Annotated in this window: 19 protein-coding genes; 7 read left to right on the forward strand and 12 right to left on the reverse strand. The window is 59.7% G+C overall.

From position 1 onward, the window contains the following. Positions 1–106: 106 nt before the first annotated feature. The 4 genes from ACQZ6F_RS13650 to ACQZ6F_RS13665 all read right to left on the reverse strand — a co-directional run bounded on the left by ACQZ6F_RS13650 (position 107) and on the right by ACQZ6F_RS13665 (position 5264). On the reverse strand, positions 107–1168 hold the full coding sequence (locus ACQZ6F_RS13650) for a 3-deoxy-7-phosphoheptulonate synthase (protein WP_449093662.1): 1062 nt from the start codon (positions 1166–1168) through the stop codon (positions 107–109). Between the two features lie 445 nt (positions 1169–1613). Continuing rightward, positions 1614–2675, reverse strand: a complete 1062-nt coding sequence (locus ACQZ6F_RS13655) for a porin (protein WP_449093661.1) — start codon at positions 2673–2675, stop codon at positions 1614–1616. A 435-nt stretch (positions 2676–3110) separates the two neighbouring features. Next, complete coding sequence (locus tag ACQZ6F_RS13660) at positions 3111–3476, reverse strand: hypothetical protein (RefSeq protein WP_449093660.1); 366 nt, start codon at positions 3474–3476, stop codon at positions 3111–3113. A 225-nt stretch (positions 3477–3701) separates the two neighbouring features. Continuing rightward, positions 3702–5264, reverse strand: coding sequence for an MFS transporter (locus tag ACQZ6F_RS13665; protein ID WP_449093659.1), 1563 nt, complete (start codon positions 5262–5264; stop codon positions 3702–3704). Between the two features lie 178 nt (positions 5265–5442). On the opposite strand from ACQZ6F_RS13665, the gene ACQZ6F_RS13670 reads away from it, so the two are divergent. From ACQZ6F_RS13670 to hisC, 3 genes are all read left to right on the forward strand, one after another. Further along, the gene (locus ACQZ6F_RS13670; protein ID WP_449093658.1) at positions 5443–6366 is read left to right on the forward strand and encodes a LysR family transcriptional regulator; all 924 of its coding nucleotides are present in this window, start codon (positions 5443–5445) and stop codon (positions 6364–6366) included. Between the two features lie 212 nt (positions 6367–6578). After that, positions 6579–7112 carry a hypothetical protein gene (locus ACQZ6F_RS13675; RefSeq protein WP_449093657.1) on the forward strand — a complete coding sequence of 178 codons (534 nt, stop codon included), beginning with the start codon at positions 6579–6581 and terminating at the stop codon, positions 7110–7112. Between the two features lie 130 nt (positions 7113–7242). Then, complete coding sequence (gene hisC, locus ACQZ6F_RS13680; protein ID WP_449093656.1) at positions 7243–8301, forward strand: histidinol-phosphate transaminase; 1059 nt, start codon at positions 7243–7245, stop codon at positions 8299–8301. Between the two features lie 89 nt (positions 8302–8390). Here hisC and cysN read toward each other — a convergent pair whose 3' ends face one another. The 3 genes from cysN to ACQZ6F_RS13695 all read right to left on the reverse strand — a co-directional run bounded on the left by cysN (position 8391) and on the right by ACQZ6F_RS13695 (position 11713). After that, a complete protein-coding gene (gene cysN, locus ACQZ6F_RS13685; protein WP_449093655.1) occupies positions 8391–9893 on the reverse strand; it encodes a sulfate adenylyltransferase subunit CysN in 1503 nt (500 codons plus the stop codon). 1 nt (position 9894) lies between these two features. Then, positions 9895–10848, reverse strand: coding sequence for a sulfate adenylyltransferase subunit CysD (gene cysD / locus ACQZ6F_RS13690; protein ID WP_449093654.1), 954 nt, complete (start codon positions 10846–10848; stop codon positions 9895–9897). Positions 10849–10975: 127 nt separating this feature from the next. Beyond that, a complete protein-coding gene (locus ACQZ6F_RS13695) occupies positions 10976–11713 on the reverse strand; it encodes a phosphoadenylyl-sulfate reductase (protein WP_449093653.1) in 738 nt (245 codons plus the stop codon). A gap of 490 nt (positions 11714–12203) precedes the next feature. Between ACQZ6F_RS13695 and ACQZ6F_RS13700 the strand changes: the two genes are divergently transcribed. Then, positions 12204–12650 (forward strand): RrF2 family transcriptional regulator, encoded by a 447-nt coding sequence (locus ACQZ6F_RS13700; protein ID WP_174070698.1) that lies wholly within the window; start codon positions 12204–12206, stop codon positions 12648–12650. A gap of 3 nt (positions 12651–12653) precedes the next feature. Here ACQZ6F_RS13700 and ACQZ6F_RS13705 read toward each other — a convergent pair whose 3' ends face one another. The 5 genes from ACQZ6F_RS13705 to betI all read right to left on the reverse strand — a co-directional run bounded on the left by ACQZ6F_RS13705 (position 12654) and on the right by betI (position 18710). After that, entirely contained in the window at positions 12654–14015 is a 1362-nt protein-coding gene (locus tag ACQZ6F_RS13705) for a chloride channel protein (protein WP_449093652.1), read from the reverse strand. A 178-nt stretch (positions 14016–14193) separates the two neighbouring features. Then, positions 14194–15843 (reverse strand): choline dehydrogenase, encoded by a 1650-nt coding sequence (gene betA / locus ACQZ6F_RS13710; RefSeq protein ID WP_449093651.1) that lies wholly within the window; start codon positions 15841–15843, stop codon positions 14194–14196. A 171-nt stretch (positions 15844–16014) separates the two neighbouring features. Next, complete coding sequence (gene betB, locus ACQZ6F_RS13715) at positions 16015–17478, reverse strand: betaine-aldehyde dehydrogenase (protein WP_449093650.1); 1464 nt, start codon at positions 17476–17478, stop codon at positions 16015–16017. Next, positions 17478–18119, reverse strand: a complete 642-nt coding sequence (locus tag ACQZ6F_RS13720) for a glutathione S-transferase family protein (protein ID WP_449093649.1) — start codon at positions 18117–18119, stop codon at positions 17478–17480. Before ACQZ6F_RS13720 ends, betB begins: the two co-directional genes overlap by 1 nt. Positions 18120–18122: 3 nt before the next feature. Next, positions 18123–18710 carry a transcriptional regulator BetI gene (gene betI, locus ACQZ6F_RS13725; protein ID WP_077471216.1) on the reverse strand — a complete coding sequence of 196 codons (588 nt, stop codon included), beginning with the start codon at positions 18708–18710 and terminating at the stop codon, positions 18123–18125. A 152-nt stretch (positions 18711–18862) separates the two neighbouring features. Here betI and ACQZ6F_RS13730 point away from each other — a divergent pair, with 152 nt between their 5' ends. From ACQZ6F_RS13730 to ACQZ6F_RS13740, 3 genes are all read left to right on the forward strand, one after another. Beyond that, positions 18863–19411 carry an HdeD family acid-resistance protein gene (locus tag ACQZ6F_RS13730; RefSeq protein WP_077471215.1) on the forward strand — a complete coding sequence of 183 codons (549 nt, stop codon included), beginning with the start codon at positions 18863–18865 and terminating at the stop codon, positions 19409–19411. A gap of 224 nt (positions 19412–19635) precedes the next feature. Beyond that, the gene (locus ACQZ6F_RS13735) at positions 19636–19887 is read left to right on the forward strand and encodes a ribbon-helix-helix domain-containing protein (protein ID WP_077471214.1); all 252 of its coding nucleotides are present in this window, start codon (positions 19636–19638) and stop codon (positions 19885–19887) included. A gap of 209 nt (positions 19888–20096) precedes the next feature. Further along, positions 20097–21902: a GGDEF domain-containing protein gene (locus tag ACQZ6F_RS13740; RefSeq protein WP_449093648.1), complete on the forward strand. Its 1806-nt coding sequence runs from the start codon at positions 20097–20099 to the stop codon at positions 21900–21902. The last annotated feature ends 34 nt before the right edge of the window (positions 21903–21936 follow it).

Consider the following 21936-nt stretch of genomic DNA (forward strand, 5'->3'; position numbering starts at 1 on the left):
GCGGAAAGCGCTGTGGCCTGGATATTCGCCGCTCATATCCGCCGCCTCTCAAGGAGGTTGATACGAATGTGAAATGCAGCATGCATTTCGAGCCTGGCTCTGAGACCTATCGAGCTAGGCGCCGTCTTGCCTGTGCCGCGCGCGCCAAATCCTCCAGGGTGCGCACGGATGTTGGCCAGTCGATGCAGCCGTCGGTGATGCTCTGGCCATAGACCAACGCCTTGCCGGGAACGAGGTCCTGGCGTCCGGCGACGAGATTGCTTTCCATCATCATGCCTTTGATGCGCCGGTCGCCGGCCGATACCTGCTCGGCGACGGAGGTAACCACCAGCGGCTGGTTTTCCGGATTCTTGCTGCTGTTGGCATGGCTGGCGTCAATGATGATGCGTGGCTCCAGCCCGACCTTCAGTGCCTGCTCTGCAGTCGCCTGCACGCTCGCCGCATCGTAATTTGGCTGCTTGCCGCCACGCAGGATGAGGTGACAATCCTCATTGCCGCGTGTCGAGGCGATGGCTGCAAGGCCTTCCTTGGTCACAGCCGGAAAATGATGCGGTTGCGAGGCGGCAATAATGGCATCGAGCGCAATCCGCACATCGCCATTGGTCCCGTTCTTAAAGCCGACGGGGCAGGAGAGGCCGGAGGCCAGTTGCCGATGCACCTGGCTCTCGGTCGTCCGGGCGCCGATCGCCCCCCAGCTCACGAGATCCGAGATATATTGCGGCGTAATCGTATCGAGATACTCGCAGCCAGCCGGCAGGCCGATTTCGTTGACGTCGACCAGAAGCTTGCGCGCGATCCGCAGCCCTTCTTCGATGCGATAGCTGCCGTCGAGATGGGGATCGTTGATCAGGCCCTTCCATCCCACGGTGGTGCGCGGCTTCTCGAAATAGACCCGCATGATGATTTCGAGATCGTCACCCAACCGGTCCCGCTGTTCCTTCAGCCGCGTTGCGTATTCGCGCGCTGCGGCGGGGTCGTGGATGGAGCAGGGGCCGATGACGACGATCAGCCGGTCGTCTTCATCGCGCAGGATGTTGTGGACGGCATTGCGGGCCTCGGTGACGGTTGTCGTCACCGCTTCGTCGCGGGGAATTTCATCTATGATGCCAGAGGGCGGCGTCAGCGCCGTGATCTCGACAATGCGCAGGTCGTCAGTGGAATTCAGCACGGTATCGGTTCCTTGTAGAGGTCATACCGTGGCGACAAAAAAAGCCGCCAGGTAGACTAGCGGCTGTTCGGGTCTTTGGTGTCGCGTCGAGTTTAACTACGCACAGGCCCGCCTCCGCTGAGAGCAGCGGTACGAATAAAATCGCGAGGCATATGCATAATTGAACGACATGCGATGTCTGTACGATAAAAAATGCGCGATGTCGATGAGATTGATACGGAAGAAATGAATGCTGTTCGCCCGCTGCAATGGTATTTCATCTTGCGGTCAAATCGGGTCTTCGGGCCTGTTAACGCGATCGCTGCCGCGCGATTGAGGGCCGCAAGAAGAGGGGTGCGGAAAAGCGTAACCCCTGTCTCGGAAGGGCCGGCCCGACTTCGCTGGAAGTAAGGCCGCCCCCCATCCGATCAGGGGTCAAGTCAGATCAGATCTCGTAAACGAGCTATTAGAAGCTGCGGTGGAAACGCAGCAGGCCGGACCACTGGTCCTGATTGATCGAATCCCAGTTGGTGTAGGAGATTTCTGGGGTGATCTGGAAGTTCTTGACCGGGGTGAACTTGAGGTTCGCCGTAGCGGCAAAGATCTTCGAGTCGGTGTAGGCAACCTGAGCGTTGGCCTGAACCTTGCTGTTGATCGGAACGGTCACGCCGCCCCAAGCAGCCCAGTCACCCCAGCCGATCGTCTTGGCAGGGCCGGAGCCGTTCGAGCTTGCGTACTTGTTCAGCTGATCGCCATCGGTGTTCCAGCCGGCCATCAAGAAGGCCTTGAAGACGCCGAAGTCGCCGTCGATGCGAGCCTTGATAGCGCCTTCTTCGACGATGGAGTCATAGCCACCGACGATCTTGAAGCCGAAGTTACCGGCCTTGTAGCCGAGACCGGCAACAACGTCAGGCGTGTAGTGGTTGGTGCTGTCGCGGCCGTTTACGCCCTTGGCGCCCGTACCCGAGTTGCTGTCTTCGAGCGAAACAACAGCCGTGAAGCCGTTGCCGGCATCGTAGTTGTAGGTCAACTGGTTGAGTTCGTACGGGCCGTCATAGACCACGTCGTCGTTCATGACGCCGCCGGCATAACCCGTGTACAGGTTGTACTGCGAATCGAGCTTACCGATCGTGAAGCCGCCGAGGCTGATGTTGGCGAACAGCAGCTTGGTGGTGGTTGCGCCGCCGTCGTTCCAGTCGAAACGCAGGACCGTGTTGGTCTTCAGAGCACCGTATTCCGTGTCGGATGCGGTGTCGACGGTCAGGTGAGCACGGCTACGCCAGTAGGTGCCGTTGTGCGAAGCCGGGTTGTAAGCGTCGTACCACTTGCCCTCGGTGCGAACATAACCACCGATCTTGAGGCAGGTATCGCTACCCGGGATGAAGAAGTAGCCAGCGCCGAATGCATCGCAGATGCGAACGTATTCGAGCGGCTCCGGCTCAGCGGCGACGATAGCGTCAGCTGCCTGAGCGCCAGAAACTACTGCGAGAGCAGCAGCGGAGCCAAGAAGAAGGCTCTTGATGTTCATAAAAAACTCCAATCCAATATAGATTGGGCATAGGCTGTCGCGCCGAAAAATCGACGTGCCCTGACCCTATCCCTGTTTAAAACCCCGACTCGGGAGAAACGGGCCCCACCCGCTTCTGGTCGTTATTAAAGACGAATTCCTGTAAAGTTATATGATATATTTTTCACAAAATGACTTTTCCGTGAATTTTGAATTCTAGTTGCATGAATGCCACATCTACAAACGCAGATAGTAAGTCCTGCATAATATTGGCTGCGCAATAGTCATTGCGGGATACGAAATGAGCGAATTCAAAACTCTGATACTCTTGAGATATACTTGAATGGGCGTGGGTAGACCGAGGAGATCGCTCATTTCCCGAGCGAGCAGCGGCGATCATGCCCGCGCGCTAGTCGAAGGCATTGTCGTTAAACGACTGCTTGCTCTTTTAGTATTTCAGTATGATGCCGTCCGCTTCGAGGCAGAGGCTACCAGCCTGCTCAAGACCGAACCGAGCATGATGCCCCATAGCCCGCTGGCCATGCCGACGATGATGTCGAGCGTCGAGCCATAATTGCCGTTCGCCAGAAAATGCGAAAGATAAAGCGCGAACACACTACCGATCATCAGCAGGCAGGTGAAAGATGGTGATTGGGGATAGGCGAGACGTGCCAGCATGCCGGCTATGCAAAGCGCACCGGCGCGAAATATGTCGAATGGATTGCCAAGCGCGGCTTGCCAATTGAGATGCGCAAGGGTCACGGCAACCAGCGCCGCGATGTAGGCCCATGCGATAATCTTCAAAAACCGGTCTGACGTCATGACGATACCGTATAGCATCGGCGGATTTAAACGCCAGTCTCGCGCCGTTCCAAAGACAGAGGTCCGCCGTGTTTTGATGCGCACATTTTATATGATGACGAAACATTCTGTTGCACTGCGAAAGCGCTTTCGGTGCATCTAGGCCCTCGATTTGCCGTCTTGCCGTGCCGCGAGCCGTCATGGCCGGCCGGAGCTGTTGCCCTCGGCCGGCCTGTAAAAATGTTCCTATGCCTTCGATATGCGAAGCGCATCGTCTCCTTCCGGCAGTTCGTCAGTGTCTTCGGCGATATTGTTTGACGATCCCCTGCCAAGGAAAGAGAAGACCACGATTGCGGTGATAGTGGTAATCGCCGTCAGCAGCCAGAGCAGTGCGCTGAAGGCGTCGCCGTAACCCTGTATCAACGCATCATGCCCGATTGCCGGCACATTCGATGTCGCGGCCGCAAGATCGCCGGTGACAAGTCGCTGTGCGGCGGCTGATGCGTGTTCGCCCGCCGAGGTCCCGAGACGGGACTGGATGAAGGCGGAAAGAATGGCACTGACGACGGCAAGGGCAACACCTTCGCCCGCGACACGTGTGGTGCTGAAGATGCCGGTCGCCATGCCAGCGCGCTCCTTGGGAACGACGCTGACGGCGAGCCCGTCCATCAAGCCCCATGGCAGGCTGATGCCGATGCCGATCGTCAGCAGCGGGCCGATTAGGGATGACGGCACGGAGCCGGCGGCGAAATGGCTGAGCCAGAAGAGGCCTGCCGCCGAGATCAGGAGACCGGTGCCGCAGATCGTCGCCGCACTGAACCAGCGGGTCAGAAGGCCGGCCACGATCGGCAGGATGAGCAACGGTGCCGACAGGGCGACCATCATCCGTCCGGCGGCAATCTCGCTCATACCTTCGATGCCGACAAAGCGCACGGGCAGCAGGATCAGCAGCACCACGAAGGCATAGGCGGGCGCCGCCGCCAGCAGCTGCACGCCGACGAAGCGCGGATAGCGAAACAGCGTGAGATCAAGCATCGGCCGTTTCACGCGGCGTTCGATGATCCCGAAGGCGAGGAACAGCAAGGCTGCGCCAGCCAAAAGGGCAATGACGAGCAGATCGCTCCAGCCGGTCTCCGGCGCGCGCAGCACGCCATAGGTGAAGAGCGTCAGGGCAAGCGTGAAGCTCAACGCTCCCGGCCAATCGAGCCCGGTTGCGGCGGGATCGCGGGATTCACGCAGGAAATAACCGCCGAGGCCGAGGGCTAGCAGTGCGAGGGCAACGACGAGCAGGAAGATCGATGGCCAGCCGAAGGCATCGATCATAAGCCCTGAGGTAATCGGCCCGAAGGCGAGGCCAACGCCGAAGCTTGAGCCGACGATGCTGAAGGCCCGCATGCGTGCGGCACCGTCGAATTCCTGCGCGAGCGACGCCATGCCGCCCGAAAAGGCCGCTGCCGCACCGAGACCCTGCAATGCTCGCAATATATCGAACCAGACGATATTGCTGGCAAAGGCCAGCCCGGCCGAAAACAGTGCGAAACAACCGACGCCGGTGAGGAAAATGCGGCGGCGGCCGAAGCTGTCGGCAAGTGCGCCGGCGGCCATCAGGCTGCTGCCGAAGGTCAGCATGAAGGCGTTGGTGACCCAGTTGAGCGCGATCGGGCTACCGCCGAGCGTTCGGCTGATGGCGGGCAAGGCAACGGCTGGGCCGGTAAATGTCAGGGGCATTGCCGCCGCCGCGCAGCAGACTGCGACGAGGACGAAGAATTTTTCGGTCGGACTTGCGACCTTTGACTTGGATGAGGTCATCGGATTTTCCGTTGGGTTTGAGCAAGGAGAACCGTGGGCGTTGCTGGGAGTGATGCGGGTGACGCGCCGCTGCCCACGGGGCTTCAAATGGCCAATGGAAGATAGTTTTGCTGTAATCGGATGATAATGAGGCTATAACTCCATATATATCGGAAGAAAACGCTCGAATGGAGTGGCTATGGATCGCTTGAGTGGCCTGAATGCTTTTGTCCGCACTGCGGATCTCGGCAGTTTTGCCGCCGCCGGCCGCGTGCTTGGTCTATCAGCCTCTGCCGTCGGCAAGGCGGTCAGCAATCTGGAGCGCCAGCTTGGCGTCCGGCTATTGCAGCGCTCCACCCGCAGCATCCGGCTGACCGAGGAGGGGCGCCTCTTTCACGAGCGCTGCCGGCGCGTGCTCGACGATCTCGATGATGCCCAGGCCTCACTGGCGCAGGCGGTAGCGGTGCCGCGCGGGCGGCTGCGCGTCAGCGTGCCGATCGTCAGCTATCATTTCCTGCTGCCGGTGGTGCCGGAATTCGTGGCGCGCTATCCCGATGTCGAACTCGACATCGATTTCAACGACCGTATTGTCGACATGATCGAGGAGGGCGTCGATGTCGCCATCCGCAGCGGCGACCTGCCGGATTCGCGCCTAATGTCGCGCACTCTGCGGCCGTTCCAGATGCTGATCTGTGCAGCCCCCGGCTATCTGGAGCGCCACGGCGTTCCCGAGAGCCCGCGCGCGCTCAACGAGCATCTGGCGGTGCGGTTCCGGTTTCCCAACAGCGGCAAGCTGCAGGATTGGCCGCTGACCTTGTCGGAGGAGGAGCCTGAGTTGCGCATGCGAACGGCCTTTTCCTGCAATAATATGGAAGCCGTGCGCGGCGCCACCGTCGCGGGCCTCGGCATCGGATGCATGCCGGATTTCCTGGTGCGCAGCTCACTTGCCGAAGGAAAGCTGCAAACCGTTCTCGATGATTTCATCGACGAGCCTGGCCATTTCCATGTCCTCTGGCCATCGAGCCGGCATCTGTCGCCGAAGGTTCGAGTATTTGTGGATTTTCTGAGCGAAAGGCTTTTTGCAAAGAGTTGCGATGTGCTGCCTGCTGCTCCCACACCTTGAATCAGAACCATGTTGATCAATCTTCAACGGCTATGAAAAATTGTGGATTGAGGTAACAACTGCCGCCACATTGGCCGGCGGAGATTATGTGCCAGAAGCAGTCATCGTGCACACCATGAACGTCCCATTGTTCAATTCACATGCTTCGCAGTTGATGGTCTGTCACATCGATGGCTATAAGCCTCGACGAGTTGTTTGAGGGGAGTCAAAGTGTGGCTGACATTGAGTTAGTTTTTTCCGAAAGCCGGATGCACACCTTCCTTCAAGAACGCCTATCTGAATGTGTCATCGCTAAAGATGACAAGGTGCCTTTTTCGGGGCCGCCTGATAGTCATCTTTTCGATTGCGTACGCCGCCAATTGCGACAACTGTTCATCAAGCACTCCTCTTTCGCAAACGATGAATTCCGCTTCAAACAGCACAGATACCCTGATGGCACAGAGATGTTCTTGGTCGATCAGTTCGCGGGGCTGGGCCACCTGAAAATGCTCACGCTTCCGCTGAGAGGCGCACTGGAACCGGCCTATCGACTGACCATCGGATATCAGAGTTTCTTCGTTTTAGGAGACGCGCACATTCCTCCCTCACCAGATCTCAGAAAGTTCTATACCTCGACGATAAACGCCGCCAAAAAGCGGACGCAGAGGCTAGAAATAGTCGAAGGTCGCAGCATGTGGTTTGAAAATGATCTTTTGAAATCCGCCCCCAATATTCTGGACATTGTTAGAGCCGCATATCGTCTTTGACGAGGCTTACGGCCGCTCGTCCATTTCGGGCCGAAACTTGTCATTCGATGATGGCATTTGCCGCGTCAGACCCTAAAATCGAACCACGCCATACCAACCCGCCTGCAACCGCCAAAACTTGGAAATTACCATGAGCCGTTTCTGGAGCCCGATTGTTCACTCCTTGATCCCCTATGTCGCCGGCGAGCAGCCCGCCATCAGCGATATCGTCAAGCTGAACACCAACGAAAACCCCTACGGCCCGTCTCCCCATGCCTTGGAGGCGATTTCGCGGGCCGTGAACGATACGCTTCGGCTCTATCCGGATCCGACGGCGCAGGGGCTGCGCGCCGCAATTGCCGCAAGCCATGGTCTCGACAATAACGAGGTCTTCATCGGCAATGGCTCGGACGAGGTTCTGGCGCATACGTTCCAGGCGCTCCTCAATCATGAAGAGCCGCTGCTTTTCCCCGACATCACCTACAGCTTCTATCCGACCTACTGCCGTCTCTATGGGATCAGCTTCCATGAAGTTCCGCTCGATGTGGAGATGCGCGTTCGGGTCGACGATTATCGCCAGCCCTGCGGCGCCATCATTCTGCCCAATCCCAACGCACCAACAGGCATCGGCCTGCCTCTATCGGAGATTGAGGCGCTTGTGCGGGAGCATCTGGACCAGGTTGTCGTCATCGATGAAGCTTATGTGGATTTCGGCGGTGAGAGCGCCATTCCGCTGGTCCGCAAATACCCCAATCTCCTGGTGGTCCAGACCTTCTCGAAGTCCCGAGGTCTTGCCGGGCTTCGCGTCGGCTTCGCCGTCGGACAAAGGCCGCTGATAGAGGCCCTGGAGCGCGTCAAGGACAGCTTCAATTCCTATCCCATCGACAGGCTGACTTTGGCTGGTGCGATTGCTGCCTGGGAAGACCGGGACTGGTTCGAGCGTCAACGCGCTCTGGTCATTGCCAGCCGGGAACGCCTCGCCGTCGGGCTGAAAGAATTGGGCTTCGACGTGCTTCCGTCATCCGCCAATTTTGTGTTTGCGAGGCACCCGGACAGGCCGGGCGCGGATCTGGCCGCCGAACTGAGGAACAGGCGCATTCTGGTGAGGCGCTTTGCGGCTGAGCGTATCGGCGACTTCCTGCGCATCACCATTGGCACCGATGCAGAATGTGATCGGCTGCTGGCGGTACTGGGCGAAATATTGGGCTGATTCAACGAAACCCCAGCTCAACGCGCGGGAGCGCTCGGTGCCGAGGCCGACACAAGTCGGCCTCGTTGCCATTAGGTATTATGAAGCGATCAGATATCGCTTGCCGCGTTCGTCCAGATTTCCGCTGCCTGCGCCGATGTCACGCGGCGGACTTCGGTTTCGTCGCGGCGGCTGACGAAGAGTTCGCTCGCCATGATCTGCTCGGCGAGATCTGCCGGCAGGGACAGGAGAACGCGCTGGCCTTCCTTGTGAATGCCGCCGACATCGGTGCGCTTGCCGGTGATCATGCCGCCGGCGACCGTGTTGTTGGTCTCCGGATCGATCAGGATGAAGGAGCCCGTCGAACGGTTCTGGTCGTAGGGGTCGAAGACGGCGGCTTCATCGAAGGAAAGACGAACCTTGCCGATGGCGTTCATCCACAGCGCCTGTGCCGGCGCCCAGGCGCCGGTCTTCAGCTCGAGCTGGGCAATCGGCTGCACCTGCACGCGCTGGCGGCGGCTGCCGCTCTTCAGCCAGTAGCGCTTGCCGGGCTCGATGGCCTCCGGCTGCAGCGCGACGATCTGTGCGTCGAAGGAAAGGCCCGATTGCGGCTGGCTGTCGATGGCGACGATCATGTCGCCGCGCGAGACGTCGACCTGGCGATCGAGAACAAGCGTGATGGCATCGCCGGCAACGGCAGCATTGCGCACCAGATCGAAGGTGACGATCTTCGAAACATTGGCGACCATGCCAGAAGGCAAAATCATGACGCTGTCACCCGGCTTCACCGAGCCACCGGCAACCGTGCCCTGATAACCGCGGAAGCTTTCGCCGGGGCGCGAGACGCGCTGCACGGAAAGGCGGAAACCGACCGCCTGCGCCGAGCGCACCGTGGCCAGTTCCAACGCTTCGACCAGCGTCGGGCCTGTGTACCAAGGCATGACGGCCTGGCCGGAATAGACAACATTCTCGCCCTTCAGCGCCGACATCGGGATGGCCGTGATCTGCTTGACGCCGAGCGACAGGGCGAATTCGCGGAAATCATGCGAGATCTTGTCGAAGCCGGCGCGGTCGTAGTTCGTCAAGTCGATCTTGTTGACGGCCAGTACGAACTGCTTGATGCCGAGCAGCGAAGCGATCGTCGCGTGGCGGCGCGTCTGCTCCAGAATGCCCATGCGCGCGTCAATCAGCAGCACGGCGAGATCGGCAGTGGAAGCGCCGGTCGCCATGTTGCGGGTATACTGCTCGTGGCCGGGCGTGTCGGCGACGATGAAGGAGCGGTTGTCGGTCGAGAAATAGCGATAGGCGACATCGATGGTGATGCCCTGTTCGCGTTCGGCCTGCAGGCCGTCGAGCAACAGTGCGAAATCGGGCAGGCCGAGATCGTTCTGCTTGCCGGTGGAATCACGCCGGAGCGTGGCGGCCTGGTCTTCCTTGACCGCCTTGGTATCCCAGAGCAGGCGGCCGATCAGCGTGGACTTGCCGTCATCGACGCTGCCGCAGGTGATGAGGCGAAGCGGGCGCGAGTCGCGGACGGCCTTGGCGGGCTCGGCGGCAGACCCAGCAGCGGGCCCAACAACAGGCATCGTGACGACGTTGGCGTTTGCGGTCATCTCAGAAATATCCTTCACGCTTCTTCTTTTCCATGGAGCCGGACTGGTCGCGGTCGATGGCGCGGCCCTGACGTTCGGAAACCGTGGCGATCTCCAGCTCTGCAATGATCTCTTCAAGGGTCGTGGCGGTGGAGCGGATGGCGCCGGTCAGCGGGAAGCAGCCGAGCGTGCGGAAACGGATCAGCTCTTCACGCTTGACTTCATTCGGCAGCAGTTCCAGCCGCGGATCAGCCGCCATGATCATCATGCCGTCACGCTCGACAAACGGGCGCTTCGCAGCGAAATAGAGCGGCACGATCGGAATGTCTTCGGCCTGGATGTAGCGCCAGATGTCGACCTCGGTCCAGTTGGACAGCGGGAAGACGCGCACGCTCTCACCCTTGCGGATCTGGCCGTTATAGACATTCCAGAGTTCCGGGCGTTGGTTGCGCGGATCCCAGCGATGATCCGGCGTGCGGAAGGAGTAAATGCGTTCCTTGGCACGTGAAGCCTCTTCGTCGCGGCGGGCGCCACCGAAAGCGGCATCGAACTGGCCGGCATCGAGCGCATGACGCAGCGCTTCCGTCTTCATGATGTCGGTATAGCCGGCCGAACCATGGGTGAAGGGCGTGATGTTCTCTGCCTTGCCGCGCGGATTGATATGCTCGATCAGGTCGAGCTCGTACTTCTTCACGATCTCGTCGCGGAAGGTGATCATCTCGGCGAATTTCCAGCCGGTGTTCACATGTAAGAGCGGGAAGGGAATGCGGCCGGGATAGAAGGCCTTGCGCGCCAGATGCAGCAGCACCGAGGAATCCTTGCCGATCGAATAGAGCATGACCGGACGCTCGAATTCGGCCGCGACTTCACGGAAGATGTGGATCGCTTCGTTTTCCAGCGCCTTCAGATGCGGATCGAGCGGCGGCTTGATGCTTTGCGGATTGGAGAGTTCCGTATCCGGACGGCTATCGGGCATGTATGACTCCAGAACTTCAATTGTCTCGACCGGAAATTTGGCCGGAAAGAATGGATGCGTTGGTTCCCTAGACATCGGCGGCGATGAAACGCGCTTCGGATCGGAGCCGGGAGCCGGCGGGGGTATGCTATTGAGCGGCGCTTGCCACCTCTTCGTGAACATGCAGGCCGCATTCGCGCTTCTCGTCGTTCTCCCACCACCAGCGGCCGGCGCGCTCTGGCTCGCCCGGCTTGATGGCGCGGGTGCAGGGCTCGCAGCCGATCGAGGGATAGCCGCGGGCATGCAGCGGATTCACCGGGACGCTGTTGTCGGCGACGTAGGCGCGGATGACATCGATATCCCAATCCGCCAACGGGTTGATCTTGATCAGGTTGCGCTCGGGGTCGAACTCGGCAAAAGGCGTATCGGCGCGATTGGCGGACTGGCCGCGGCGCAGGCCGGTGATCCAGATCGTGGCGCCGGAAAGTGCGCGCGCAAGCGGCTTCAGCTTGCGCACGCCACAACAGGCATGCCTGGCTTCGACACTTTCGTAGAAACCGTTGAGATCATACTTCTCGGCATAGGCATCGACATCGGCCTGTTCTGGCTCGTAGCGGACGATATGGATATCGTATTGGCTTTCCGTCTCGGCGATCAAAGCGAGCGTTTCAGGAAAGAGACGGCCGGTCTGCAGCGTTGCCACTTCGATCGGTAGGCGGTGGTTGCCGATCTCGGCCGTGATGACCTGATCCTCTATTCCGAGCGATGTGGTGAAGACGACACGCCCGCCGAGGCTGGCAACCAGAGACAGACGGCCTGCAAGATCCAGCGCTGCCAGCTGACTGTTGAGCGTGGCGGCATCTTCAATTGATGTAATGGCAGTCATGGGGGGATCCTGTCCTGATACTGAAGCGAGTATTGCAGTTCATGGTGGCATCGGACAGAAAAATAGATTTCGAAAGCAAGCGAATGGAGAGTAAATATCTCCATGAAGCTGCGCTGGTAAAGAAAAGCGAACGCCTCGGCTATTAACCAAGGCATTTGGCCGTCTGAAGCGGCTAGTCTGGAGCGCTTGATATGGCTAGCCATGTTTAAGCGCTTGCTTTAATGTCTATAGAAATAGTAGAGTTACACACAGCTTGTCAAATGGAAATCGGAAGTGATGGCTAAAATGATGCGTGACGGCGGATTTTGAGCTAAACTATGAGAATAGCAACAAAAGAATGAAAACAAGGCTGGGTTGCCATCGTTTTCCCGACGTTGCCCCATTGGTGTATTCCTCCCGAGGCTAGCCGGGTAGGAAGCCTGCGGAATTGCCAAATGCCCGGCTGAACAGATCGGCCAAACCTATCGCATGTGTGTGTAAGCGGTTCGAAATGATTACTCAGAAAGCAAAATATGCGCTGCGCGCGCTATCGGCACTGGCCCAGTCCGGGGCAGGCGAACCGATGATGATTTCAGACATCGCCGCGCAGCAAAGGATCCCGAAGAAGTTTCTGGAGCAAATCCTTCTCGACCTGAAGCACCAAGGCATCGTCATCAGCCGTCGTGGCAAGCAGGGTGGCTATCTCCTTCGCAAGCCGGCCGAAGAGATCACCTTCGGCGAGATCCTGCGCGTCATCGATGGGCCGCTGGCGCCGCTGCCCTGTCTTTCGCTCACCGCCTATCGTCGCTGCGACGATTGCGACGGTGAGCAGACCTGCGAAATTCGGCATGTCTTCGCGCGGGTTGCCGATGCGACCCGCAAGGTTCTCTTCTCGACCACCATCGCAGACGCGGTAGCGCAGCCTGACGGTCCGGAAGTCACCAGGCTGATGGCCTGACCCTTAGTGAGCGGCGGTCTCTTCGCCGGCTTCCTTCTCCATCGTACGTCGCGCACGGATTGCCGCTGCGATAAAGACGCGCGACAGACCGTGATAGAGCGGTTCGCGCGAGAGCAGCCGCGACGTCACATAACCGATCATCGAGACCGCCATGATCGGGATGACGGCCTGGTGGTCGCCGGTCATTTCCAGAATGATGACGAAGGCGGTCATCGGTGCCTGGACGACGCCGGCGAAATAGCCGGCCATGCCGAGGATCGCCGCAAGCGCTATGCTGCCACCAACCAATGTGCCGACCGTGCTGCCGAAACCGGCGCCGACGGCGAGCGACGGCGCGAATATGCCACCGGGAATACCGGAAATCATCGACAGGAAGCTTGCGAGCAGCTTTTCGACGAAGAAAAGCGCGGGCAGGGCGTGTCCCTCCACAGCACCGCGCGCCTGCTCATAGCCGGTGCCGAAGGTCTGTCCGCCGGAGAAGACGCCGATGGCGGCAACGACCAGGCCGCACAGGCCGGCAAGGATCAGCATGCGCTTGAGCGGCTGCGGCTGCGCCCAGCGGCGGATGCGGATGCCCGTATAGAGAGCCATCCCGCTGAAGGTGGCGCCGAGCGCGCCGCCGCCGACACCGCAGATCAGCATGACGATCCAGTCGCGAAACATCGTCGGCGCGGCATCGGCTGTGCCGAAATAATTGTAGCTGCCGGAAAGGCCGAGTGCGGCAAGGCCAGAAAGAATGACGGCGGTTAGGACGAGACCGTTGGCGCGCGACTCATAGGTGCGGCTCATTTCCTCGATAGCAAAGACGATCCCGGCAAGTGGCGTGTTGAAGGCGGCCGCGATGCCCGCTGCCGAGCCGGCAAGGATCAACCCTTTCGCCTGCGCCATACCGCCGAAGCGGGCGACGGCCAGCATGAAGGATGCGCCGACCTGCACGGTCGGTCCCTCGCGGCCGATCGAGGCGCCGCTCAACAGCCCGAGAATGGTCAGTACGATCTTGCCAAAGGCAAGCCGCAGCGACAGCAATTTCGTGCGATCTTCGGGGTGGTGAAGATGTCGCGCGGCGATCGCCTGCGGAATGCCGCTCCCTTGTGCGTTGGGAAACAGGGTCGTGGCCAGATAGGCTGAGAGCACGAAGCCAAGCGGCGTCAGCACTAGCGGCAACAGCCATGTCCATGCACCGGAATGAGTAACGCCCGTAAAAGCGCGCTGTGCCAGATCGGCAAGCTTGGCAAAGCCGACGCTGATCACCCCGATCGCCAGAGCGCCGGTCCAGAACACCAGTCGCGGCCGCCAGAGATTGAAGGAGCCCCAGATGACACGGGAACGGCGGAGCAGCTTGGACTTGCGGTAGATAGGGGGCATTGGACGTGTGACCGGCAGATTGATGGACGGGTCTTTGCGGACTCTGTTCGGGCAATCTGCTTAAAAACGACGTCTTAAGATAGTCACACTGTCTTACAGAGCTTCACTTTACTGACGGTGTCTTTGCGCCCCCTATGCATCGACGTCAATCTATTATGTGAAGCGGTCACGTCCGCTATCAGCGATCGCTCGTCTCCCAGCGCGGATTGACCCACGGCTCCTGATTGGAGCGCGCCAGCCGCTGCTTGCCGAGAATGTGGTCGGCGGCCTTTTCGCCGGTCATGATCGAAGGGCCGTTCAGGTTGCCGTAGGTCACGTGCGGGAAGATCGAGCTGTCGGCGACGCGCAGGCCGTCGACGCCGATGACGCGGGTGTCGGGATCGACCACGGCCATCGGATCGTCCTTCGAGCCCATCCGGCAGGTGCCACAGGGGTGATAGGCGCTTTCCAGATGTTCGCGCAGGAAGGCGTCGATCTGCTCGTCGGTCTGAACGTTCTCTCCAGGCTGAATCTCCGCACCACGATAGTCGTCAAAGGCTTTTTGGCCGAAGATCTCACGGGTGAGCCGCACGCAGTGGCGGAATTTTTCCCAGTCCTCCGGATGGCTCATATAGTTGAAGCGGATCACCGGATCGGCCTTCGGATCGGAGGAGCGAAGCGTCACGTTGCCGCGCGATTTCGACAGGTTATAGCCGACATGCACCTGGAAGCCATGGCTCTTGGCCGCTGCCTTGCCGTCATAGCTGATAGCGACAGGCAGGAAGTGATACTGGATGTCGGGCTGCTTGACGCCGGGTGCGGAACGCAGGAAAGCACAGGCTTCGAACTGGTTGGATGTGCCAAGGCCGGATTTGAAGAACATCCATTGCGCACCGACAATCCCCTGCATGTACCAGGGCAGCCAGGAATAGAGTGATACCGGCTTCAGGCTGGTCTGCTGGAAATAGAACTCCATATGGTCCTGCAGGTTGGCGCCGACGCCCGGCCGGTTGACCTTCACCTCGATGCCCATATCGCGCAGATGCTGAGCCGGGCCAATGCCGGAAAGCATCAGAAGCTTCGGCGAGTTGAATGAAGACGCCGAAATGATCACCTCGCGGTTCGCCTTGATGATTTCGATCTTGCCGCCGCGCTCCACTTCGACACCGATGGCGCGGCCGTTTTCGATGACGACCTTGCGGGCGAAGCAACGGATAAGCTCGACATTCGGCCGCTTCAGAGCAGGCTTGAGGTAGGCTGTCGCCGCAGACCAGCGCCGGCCCTTCCAGGTCGTCTGCTCCATCAGGCCGAAGCCTTCCTGCTTGCTGCCGTTATAGTCTTCGGTCGCCTCGAAGCCCGCCTGCTTGCCGGCCTCGATGAAGGCGTGGAAGAGCGGGTTGCGGGCATCGCCGCGACGCACATGCAACGGGCCGTCCGTGCCGCGCCAGCTCTCTTCGCCGCCATGCGAATGCTCCATCCGCTTGAAGTAGGGCAGCACGTCGGCATAGGCCCAGCCCTGGGCGCCGAGCTCTTCCCAGCGGTTGAAGTCCTCGGCATGCCCGCGCACATAGACCATGCCGTTGATCGAGGAGGAGCCGCCGATCACCTTGCCGCGCGGCGCGGTGATGCGGCGGTTGTTGAGCTGCGGTTCCGGCTCGGAGAGATAGCCCCAATTGTAGCGGTCCATGCTCATCGGCCAGGCAAGCGCTGCCGGCATCTGGATGAACGGACCGAAGTCGCTGCCGCCGAATTCCAGCACGATGACCGAATGCTTGCCGTCCTCCGACAGGCGGGAAGCCATGGCGGAACCGGCTGAACCCGAGCCGACGATAACGAAATCTGCTTGCATGACCGTGTGCTCCAGGTGGGTAGCGGCGAAAATCCAGACGGTTCTACACCCTCCCCTTGAGGGGGAGGGTCGGCCGAAGGCCGGGGAGGGGTGATCGTTGGTATGCGCATAGCGGCTGGTCACCCCCACCCGCCGCTATGCGGCGACCTCCCCCCTCAAGGGGGAGGTAGTTCAATAAGGCGCCTGCACCGGCCCCATGCCGACGTAAACGGTCTTCAATTCCGAATAATGCTCCAGTGCCGCCAGCGAATTCTCGCGGCCGAAGCCGGATTGCTTGGAGCCGCCGAAGGGAATTTCCACCGGCGCGAGATTGTAGGCGTTGATCCAGAGCGTTCCGGCCTCGAGCTGGTCGACGACACGGTGGGCGCGGGTGAGATCGGCGGTGAAGACGCCGCCGGAAAGACCGAATTCGGTGGCATTGGCGCGGGCGATCACCTCAGCCTCGTCATCGAAATCAAGGACGCACATGACCGGTCCGAAGATCTCCTCGCGGGCGATGGTCATGTCGTCGGTGACGTCAGCGAAGACGGTCGGCTGGATGTAATAGCCTTCGCCGGAGACGTTGTTCGGGATGCCGCCGCCGGCAACCAGCGTCGCGCCTTCCGCCTTGCCCTTCTCGATATAGGCAAGCACCTTCTCGCGCTGTGCCCAGGATACCATTGGGCCGATCTGCGTTGCCTCGTCCATCGGGTCGCCGATGAGCATCGCCTCGGTGCGGATCTTCAGCCGCTTTAGAAACTCGGACTTGATCTTGCTGTTGACGAAGACGCGGGTGCCGTTCGAGCAGACCTGACCGGTCGAATAGAAATTGCCGAGCATGGCGCCGCCGATGGCACTGTCGATATCGGCATCATCGAAGATGATCAGTGGCGACTTGCCGCCGAGTTCCATGGTGACGTGCTTGAGATTGCCGGCGGCCGAAGCCGCGACCTTGCGGCCTGTCGGCACCGAGCCAGTCAGCGAAACCTTGGCAACATCTGGATGGTTGATGAGCAGCGGCCCTGTTTCGCGGTCGCCCTGAATGACGTTGTAGAGGCCTTTCGGTAGGCCGGCCTCGATGAGAATTTCGGCGATCTTCAAAGCGCCAAGCGGCGTGTTTTCCGAAGGCTTGAACACCATGGCATTGCCGGCAACGAGAGCGGGTGCACCCTTCCAGCAGGCGATCTGCTGAGGGTAGTTCCATGCGCCGATGCCGACGCAGACGCCGAGCGGCACGCGCTTGGTGTAGGCGAAGTCGCCGCCGAGCGGGATATAGGAGCCGTTGAGGGCAGCCGCTGCGACGCCGCCGAAGAATTCGAAGGCGTCGGCGCCAGAGGTCGGATCGGCAACGATGGTTTCCTGGATCGGCTTGCCCGTATCCAGCGTCTCCAGCTCGGAAAGCTCGCGATTACGCTCGCGCATGATGTCGGCGGCCCGCTTCAGGATGCGGCCGCGTGCGGTCGGGCTCATGGCGGCCCATTCCGGCTGTGCCCGTTTGGCGGCGGCAATTGCCCTTTCGACAATGGCCGGCGTTGCCGCGTGCAGTCGGGCGATCACCTCGCCGGTGGCGGGATAGATGCTTTCGATAAGGGTGCCGTCGGTGTCCTCGACATATTCCCCGTCGATGAAATGCGAGGCTTTCGGTTGTGCGCGCATTATAGAACCCTCAATTCTTCGTAGGACACCATGACATGCTCTTGAAAAGCAGGCCGCTCGGTCAGGTTTTGGTAGTAGCGCTCCAGCCGCGGATGGGCGGGACGCTGGATGTCGATGTCGAAATAGCGATAGAGCAGATGGCCGAATTGCACGTCGGCAAGCGTCAGATTATCGCCGGCAAGGAAGCGATGCCGTCCGAACTGCGACTCGGCGATGTCTAGCTTCGCAGCAAGCGCGGCGACGGCCGCAATGATTGCCTTCTCATCCTTGAGAGCAGGGGCTGTGCGCACCACGCGCCAGAATATCGGGCCGGTGAAACTCTGGGCGATATTGATCTTGGCCCATTCCGCCCATTTGTCGATCTGGGCACGATGCCGGGCATCCTTCGGCCAGAAGACATCCTCGCCATATTGCGTGGCGAGATAGCGCAGGATGGCGCCCGTTTCCCACAATGGCTCGTCATCGCCGTCACGCAGCACCGGAACCGTGCCGTTCGGGTTCATCGCCAGGAATTCCGGGGTATCGTTGACGCCGTATGTGAAGCCGGCATCGATGCGCTTATAGGCAAGCCCAAGCTCGCCGATGCACCACATCAGTGCCTGCACGTTGGATGACGATTTGCGGCCCCAGACTGTCAGCATGCCCTAGCCCCTCAGCGCGTTGAGATGGGTTGTCAGATAGTCGTCGGTCAGCGCAATTGACGCCTCGATGCTGATCGGGGCGGATCGCAGGCTCTGGCGGATGTAAAGCCCGTCGATCATCGCCGCGGCACCTTCTGCGATGCGCTCGGCGTCTTCGGCCGGGCACAGCGTCTTGAGATTGGCCACCAGGTTAGACCGCAGCCGGCGGGCATAGATGACGAGAAAGCGACGCGTCTCTTCGGAGCGCTGCGCTTCGGCATAGAATGCAAGCCAGGCAGCGATCGTCTCCGGCGCAAACTGGTCGGCCTGGAAGCTGACGCGGATGACGGCCGAAAGCTTCTCGCGCGGCGTCGGTGCCGCGCGCAGTGCCGTCACGACGCTGTCGCGCAGGCGCTGTAGATGAACGCGGACGGTCTCGATCAGCAATTGTTCCTTGCTGCCGAAATAATGATGCGCAAGAGCAGGGGAAACGCCCGCTTGCTTGGCGATTTCGGACATGGTGACGGTCAGCGAGCCGTGATCGCCGATCACGCGCATCGCGGCATCCACCAGCGCCTTGCGGCGCACCGGCTCCATTCCGACTTTCGGCATGCATCAATCCCCAAGGTTGAGAAGACTGTATTTTTGATTGACTGATCAATCAATAAAAAAATCGCGCGAGCGCCGGGTAACCGCGAAAAATCCGCAACCTCTTTCCGAGTTGCATTTCTGTGCCATACTTCCCTTGAGGAGGAGGTACGGTCATGGTCGATATTCCTGATGAAGTTCCACCATCTGCAATGGGCGACAAATGGGGATGGTTTGTCGGTCTCGGCGTCCTGCTGCTGATCTGCGGCGGCATTGCTCTCGGCAATCTGTTTATCGCCACCGTCGCCTCGGTCTATTATGTCGGCATGCTGATGCTGATCGGCGGCATTGTGCATCTGGCGCACGCGTTTCAGGTGCGCGGATGGGAGCACATCGTATTCTGGGTGCTGAGTGGTCTGCTCTATACGCTTGCCGGTATCCTTGCCTTCGCCAACCCGCTGCTGGCCTCTGAGGCGCTGACCCTGTTCCTTGCTATTGCGCTCCTGATCGCCGGCACATTTCGCGTCTGGGTCGGCCGCAAGGTGATGCCGGAACGCGGATGGATCTGGATCGTCATCAGCGGGCTTGCGACCGCCGTTGCCGGCATTGCCATTGCGCTCGGTTGGCCGGTCAACAGCCTCTGGATTCTCGGTCTTTTCTTGGGCTTCGATCTGGTTTTCCAGGGCTGGACACTGATTGTCTTCGGCCTCATCCTCAGGCGATGAGCCGCCGTTCAAGGGGATAACAAAGTGCTGCTTTTTGACAAGGAGCGTGAGCGGCGTTACTCTTCGGGCGTCATGTTGTAGAGCGTGCGGTGCCGAATTGATGTTGTGACGGCGCCATGATCTGGAGTTTGCGTGTCCAAGACACGCCTCGAAAGCACTGCTCAAGGCTGCGGAATAAGTCTCCAGCGAATATTCCGCCTAACGACGGTCAAGGGAGGAATATCATGCCGATGGTAACGGTTTCCATCTCTCCGCTTCAGGCTGCCGGCATTCGCGCCGCGGTCGACACAGGTACCTATGCTTCAAGCAGTGAAGTCGTGCGGGAAGCACTTCGCATGTGGGATGCAGCACGCAAGCGCGGTGACGTCTGCGATGTGCCGCAAGCCGCCAACGATCAGGACGAGACGGTAAGAGGCAGTCGTTGCGTCGCCGACATGTTCGCCGACTACGAAGCCGAAAAGCACCCGCATAACTGAGCCGGAAAACCGGCTTTCGGGCCGCGGCCATGTCGCGGCGCCCGATTTTGCTCGGCCGAACGAATGGTTAATATTGCTTTACCATTCACGAAACTTTCACATGAGGGAAAGGTTTCGTTGACGCTTTATGGCGCATGTTCGGTCGAAAACGCGGTAAATCCAAAGTTTTACTTAAATAAATTAGATCAAGAATTCCAAGGGAGATGGGCATGTCTTTGACTGCCGCAGTCGAACCGGGCGTGCTACGCCGGTATGCCAGCGACCAGATTGTCACTCTCGCCAAACTCGTGATCGAAAATGCATTTCAGCCGATCGTGGAGGCCGGCACCGGCGCCGTTTTCGGCTATGAATCCCTGATGCGGGGCCAGCAGCGTATCGGTTTCGACAGCCCGATCGATATCCTCGACGAAGCCGAGCGCATGGGCCAGCTTCTTGGGCTGGAACAGATGGTCACCAGCCGCGCGCTGGCAAAATTCGCCACCCTTCCCAATGCAGCCTCGGCAACCCTGTTTCTCAATCTGGATGTCCGCCTGATCCCGCAGGGTGCCGCGCTGATAGATAGCCTGTTGCAGCACATGAAGAAGGCTGGGATCGCGCCTTCATCCATCTGCTTCGAATTTTCCGAGCGGTTCGACAATACAATCGTGCCCGAGTTCTGCGACCTAGTCGCCAAAATGCGCAATGCGGGCTTCAAGCTGGCCATCGACGATTTTGGCGTCGGTCATGGCGAGATGAAGCTCCTGTCGGACTATCCGGTCGATTACCTGAAGATCGATCGTCACTTCATCGTCGATATCGATCGCAGTGCCCGCAAGCGCCATATTCTGAGGAATCTCGTCAATATCGCCCACGTCCTCGGCACGCGGGTCATCGCCGAGGGTATCGAGACCGAGGCGGAGTTCCTGACCTGCCGTGAATTCGGCGTCGATCTGGTCCAGGGTTGGTTCATCGCTCGTCCGACGGTGCTGGTTAATGAACTCAAGCCGAGCTTTCCGCACTTGCAGGATCTTGGCAAGACCGTGCGCAACAGCCAGTCTCTGGACGAAATCCTCATCCGCAAGCAGATCGAAGTACTGCCGACCATCCGCGAAAACGACAGCATCGACAGCGTCTTCGAACTCTTTCGCCGCAATCCGCGCCGGGCTTATTTCCCGGTCGTGAACGCCAATCAAGAGCCGCGGGGCATCATCCATGAGTACCAGCTCAAGGAATATATCTATCAGCCATTCGGCCGCGATCTCCTGAAGAACAAGGTCTATGAGCGGTCGATCTCGCATTTCGTCGAGATGGCGCCGATCGTCGGGCTTGATTCCGATGCGGATACGCTGATGGCGATCTTCGCCAATATGGAGAGCAGCGATTGCCTGATCGTCACTGAGGGCACGCATTATGCCGGCATCGTTTCGGCCGCGTCGCTGATCAAGGTCATCAACGAAAAGCAGCTCAAGATCGCTCAGGATCAGAACCCGCTGACCGGTCTGCCCGGCAACAGGGCGATCCACGATTTCATGCAGAGCACTGGCCGCGATGGTGATGAGATCAGGCATTTCTGCTATTGCGACTTCGATAATTTCAAGCCGTTCAACGACGCCTACGGTTTCCATCTCGGCGACCACGCCATTTCGCTGTTTGCCGCGCTGATGCGCCGCTATTTCTTCGCCGAGCGCAATTTCCTCGGTCATGTCGGCGGCGATGATTTCTTCATCGGCGTCACGGATTGGAGCATGGAGCAGCTCCGCGAGGTCCTGGATCGACTGCTCGCCGATTTTCACGCGGATGTCCTCGATTTCTATTCGGCCGAAGACCGTGCTGCCGGCCGCATTCGCGGCCACGACCGCAGCGGCGCGGAGGCAGACTTCCCATTGATGCGCTGCTCGATCGGTATCCTGCAGCTGCCCGAGGGATTGGTGATCGACAATATCAATCGCGTCAGCACATCGATTGCGGGCATCAAGGCCAAGGCGAAGGAAAGCAAAGCCGGCGTCGCATTCCTCGGTCTGACCGAGACGAATTGACGCCCTTCGACAGTCCCTCCTTTTCAAGCGGCTC

The sequence above is a fragment of the Rhizobium sp. A22-96 genome, assembly GCF_053521805.1.

What these genes read in the sequence shown, in the direction of transcription:
- hisC (WP_449093656.1), top strand. Translation starts at nt 7,243, where the DNA reads ATGAGCCGTTTCTGGAGCCCGATTGTTCACTCCTTGATCCCCTATGTC.
- ACQZ6F_RS13695 (WP_449093653.1), bottom strand. Translation starts at nt 11,713, where the DNA reads ATGACTGCCATTACATCAATTGAAGATGCCGCCACGCTCAACAGTCAG.
- ACQZ6F_RS13740 (WP_449093648.1), top strand. Translation starts at nt 20,097, where the DNA reads ATGTCTTTGACTGCCGCAGTCGAACCGGGCGTGCTACGCCGGTATGCC.
- ACQZ6F_RS13735 (WP_077471214.1), top strand. Translation starts at nt 19,636, where the DNA reads ATGCCGATGGTAACGGTTTCCATCTCTCCGCTTCAGGCTGCCGGCATT.
- betI (WP_077471216.1), bottom strand. Translation starts at nt 18,710, where the DNA reads ATGCCGAAAGTCGGAATGGAGCCGGTGCGCCGCAAGGCGCTGGTGGAT.
- ACQZ6F_RS13655 (WP_449093661.1), bottom strand. Translation starts at nt 2,675, where the DNA reads ATGAACATCAAGAGCCTTCTTCTTGGCTCCGCTGCTGCTCTCGCAGTA.
- cysN (WP_449093655.1), bottom strand. Translation starts at nt 9,893, where the DNA reads ATGACCGCAAACGCCAACGTCGTCACGATGCCTGTTGTTGGGCCCGCT.
- ACQZ6F_RS13660 (WP_449093660.1), bottom strand. Translation starts at nt 3,476, where the DNA reads ATGACGTCAGACCGGTTTTTGAAGATTATCGCATGGGCCTACATCGCG.
- cysD (WP_449093654.1), bottom strand. Translation starts at nt 10,848, where the DNA reads ATGCCCGATAGCCGTCCGGATACGGAACTCTCCAATCCGCAAAGCATC.
- ACQZ6F_RS13705 (WP_449093652.1), bottom strand. Translation starts at nt 14,015, where the DNA reads ATGCCCCCTATCTACCGCAAGTCCAAGCTGCTCCGCCGTTCCCGTGTC.
- betB (WP_449093650.1), bottom strand. Translation starts at nt 17,478, where the DNA reads ATGCGCGCACAACCGAAAGCCTCGCATTTCATCGACGGGGAATATGTC.
- ACQZ6F_RS13720 (WP_449093649.1), bottom strand. Translation starts at nt 18,119, where the DNA reads ATGCTGACAGTCTGGGGCCGCAAATCGTCATCCAACGTGCAGGCACTG.
- betA (WP_449093651.1), bottom strand. Translation starts at nt 15,843, where the DNA reads ATGCAAGCAGATTTCGTTATCGTCGGCTCGGGTTCAGCCGGTTCCGCC.
- ACQZ6F_RS13670 (WP_449093658.1), top strand. Translation starts at nt 5,443, where the DNA reads ATGGATCGCTTGAGTGGCCTGAATGCTTTTGTCCGCACTGCGGATCTC.
- ACQZ6F_RS13665 (WP_449093659.1), bottom strand. Translation starts at nt 5,264, where the DNA reads ATGACCTCATCCAAGTCAAAGGTCGCAAGTCCGACCGAAAAATTCTTC.
- ACQZ6F_RS13700 (WP_174070698.1), top strand. Translation starts at nt 12,204, where the DNA reads ATGATTACTCAGAAAGCAAAATATGCGCTGCGCGCGCTATCGGCACTG.
- ACQZ6F_RS13730 (WP_077471215.1), top strand. Translation starts at nt 18,863, where the DNA reads ATGGTCGATATTCCTGATGAAGTTCCACCATCTGCAATGGGCGACAAA.